The 2999-nt window shown below is 69.2% G+C and carries 2 protein-coding genes; one reads left to right on the top strand and one right to left on the bottom strand.

Annotation, left to right across the window (positions count from 1 at the left end; translation table 11 throughout):
- Positions 1 to 236: 236 nt before the first annotated feature.
- Positions 237 to 1475 (bottom strand): IS110 family RNA-guided transposase, encoded by a 1239-nt coding sequence (locus tag AOK15_RS39410; protein ID WP_055523835.1) that lies wholly within the window; start codon positions 1473 to 1475, stop codon positions 237 to 239.
- Between the two features lie 296 nt (positions 1476 to 1771).
- On the opposite strand from AOK15_RS39410, the gene AOK15_RS39405 reads away from it, so the two are divergent.
- Positions 1772 to 2999 (top strand): WGR domain-containing protein (locus AOK15_RS39405; RefSeq protein WP_240508806.1); only part of this gene is annotated, 1228 nt, incomplete at its 3' end.

The following is a 2999-nucleotide window of genomic DNA, read 5'->3' as shown; positions in this document are numbered from 1 at the left end:
CACCGAACGTCTTACAGTCCCACCCGTCAGGTGCAGGTCAATGCCTTGGACCGGGGTAGAGGGGCAGGCCGTGGGAGCGGGTGGCGGTGACCCGCCCCGTCGCCACGGGGCGGCGTCTTGGTTGTGCGGATTGTGGAGGGTTTCGGGTGCCTGCCCGGGGCCTGGAAGCGGAACCGCTCGCCTGTCTACGTCTGCCGGGTCCTGCGGAGTGGAGTGATTGATGCTCCTATTGCCTGTCAAGCGGCTTGGAGCCAGTTGCGGTAGGAGTGGGCGAGGTCGTCGTCTCGGCGGATCCCGCGTTCGAGGGCGGAGATGGTGGCCGGCCAGAGGCCGAAGTGGCGGGCTGCGGCGGTCAGGGTGATGTTCTTGGTTTGCCGCAGGGGCCGTAGATCGGCGATGCCGGGGACGGGGACCGTGGTGGTCAGGCAGCGGAACATCTCTCGGGCGATGGCCCGTTTCAACAGCCGGATGATCTCTTTCTTCGTCCGTCCTGCGGCGGTCTGGCTTGCCACGTACTCGCGGGTGCGGGAGTCGCTGGACATGCGGACCAGGGCGACGCGGTAGAGGGCTGCGTTTGCTTGCCGGTCGCCGCCTCGTGAGAGGCGGTGGCGGTTGGTCCGGCCGCTGGAGGCGGGGACGGGCGCGGCTCCGCAGAGGGCGGCGAAGGAAGCCTCGGTGCTCATGCGATCGGGGTTGCCTCCGGCGGCGACGAGCAGCTGGGCCGCGGTGTCGGGGCCGACTCCGTGGGCGGCTCGCAGGCCGGGGTTGTGGAGGGTCACCAGGCTGCCCAGTGCCTTGACCAGGGTCTGGTGTTCGGCGGTCAGCTCCCTGACGCGTCGGGCGAGGCTTTTGAGCGCGGTGAGGACCGCGGTGTGGACCGCGGTGTGGACCGCGGTGTGGACCGCGTCCCCGGCGGGCCGCAGCCGGGCGAGGGCGTCGGTGCGGTCCGTTCCTTTGAGCCGGCCGTACTTGGCGCGGATGGTGTCGGGAGCGGTGATGAGAAGGCTGCTGATCTGGTTCAGGGCTGCGGTGCGGGCCTTGATGGCGGAGCGGGCGGCGTTGTGCAGGGCGCGTGTGCCCGCGATTGTGTCGTCCTTGGGTGCGGCGTGGGCTCGTCCGGACAGGGCGGCGCGGGCTGCGGCGTAGGCGTCGATGGGGTCGGACTTGCCGATGCGGCGGCGTTCGGCCCGGTCGGGTCGGTTGACCTCCACGACATGAAGCCCCGCCTCGCGGGCGGCGCGGGTGAATCCGGCTCCGTAGGACGAGGTGCCCTCCACTCCGATGGCGATCACGTGGCCGTGCGCGCTCAGGAAGGCCAGGGCCGCAGCGTATCCAGCGGCAGTGGTGGTGAACTCCGCGTCCGCGAGATGGCCGCCGTTGTCGCTGATGACCGCGACATGGAGGGTGTCTGTGTGGGAGTCGACCCCGCCGACCACTTCCTGCTCTGCCGTGTTGTCCACGACCGCTGATGCCATGCTGATGGTGCCTTCCCAGCCGAAGGTGAGGGCCGGCCGGGTGGCGCAGACAGGACATTGAAGGGGCTTCTGGACCAAGCTCCTATCAGGTCATGTTCCGCCCGGCCGGAGCCATGAGAACAGGTCCCAGCGGCCGGACAGAACAACCAGAAGACAGTCCAGCAGGACGTCAGTCAGTGGCAGAGGCACGACCACCGGAACCTGAGTATCAGGATCAATGTCAGTGGCTCCTCCTACGGTGTGTGCAGTGGGATCCGCTGGAGAGGCCACGGGCCCACTGTGGGGAGGGGTGTGCCATGTCTGCCGGGTCCGCGGGGTCGACGACGTATCTGGAGTTGTCGCAGGAGGGTGGCGGTGCGCACAAGTTCTACGAAGTGACCGTCGACGGGCTGGTGGTGACAGTGCGTTACGGGCGGATCGGCGCTGGCGGCCAGAGCCAGACGACGACGTTCCCGTCGGCGGAGAAGGCGCAGGCCGCGGCAGCGAAGAAGGTCGGTGAAAAGGTCCGCAGGGGATATGCTCCGGCGGTTGCGGGGCAGCGTGCCCCGCGTGCGGTGACCCGGCGTCAGGTGGCGTCGGCGCCGTCCACCGCGCGTGCCGTCGCTCCGGTGCTGTGGCGGTTCGCCACCGGCTCTTCGGCGTTCGGTATCCATGTCGACGGCGAGCGCTGCTGGGTCGGCAACCAGGCGGGTGACGTGTACACCCTGGACCACGACGGCCACACGCTGGCGCGCTTCAGTCTGCCGGACGGCGTGAAGTGCCTGGTGGCCGACGACTTCTGGATCTACGCCGGCTGTGACGACGGCAAGGTGTACGACCTGTCCTCCAAGCTGCCTTTCGCCGCCTATGACATCGCAGCGGACGTCGACATCTTCTGGCTCGACATCCACGAGGGCGTCCTGGACGTCTCCGACCGCGAGGGCCGACTCACCGTCATCGACCACGAGGACGAGCACCAATGGTCCCGGCGCAGCCAGGGTGAGCACGCCTGGATGGTCCGAGCGGACGACCGAGCCGTCTACCACGGCCACCACCGGGGAGTCACGGCCTACGCGCCGGACGGTGGCGGGGAGTTGTGGCATACATCCACGCGGGGCGGCGTCCTGTTCGGCTGGCAAGAGGACGATGCGGTATACGTGGGCACCGCCCACAAGGTGGTCCAGCGGCTGTCGAAGGGGACCGGCACGATCGAGGCCACGTACGCGTGCGACAGCGCGGTGTACTCGTGCGCCACCTCACCCGGGGGGCAGTTCGTCTTCGCGGGCGATGCGGCCTCGTCCGTCTACTGCTTCGACCAGGACGGCACCCGCCTGTGGAAGCTCGGCACCGGCGGTGGTTCCGCTCTGTCGATGCAGTACCACGACGAGCGGCTGTACCTGGTGACCACGGACGGTTCGCTGGTGTGCGTGGATGCGAGCGAGGGCGCCGTCTCCGCGGCGCAGCAGGGTTCGGTGCCGGTGGTGCGGGACGTCAAGCTCGCCGCAGCGCTGCCGACGTACGAGCCGGCCACGGCCGTGGCCGCGG

Source organism: Streptomyces ossamyceticus, from assembly GCF_001418475.1.
GTDB lineage: Bacteria > Actinomycetota > Actinomycetes > Streptomycetales > Streptomycetaceae > Streptomyces > Streptomyces ossamyceticus.
The sequence above is the reverse complement of the archived record's forward strand: the minus strand, read 5'-3'. Positions and strand labels throughout refer to the sequence as shown.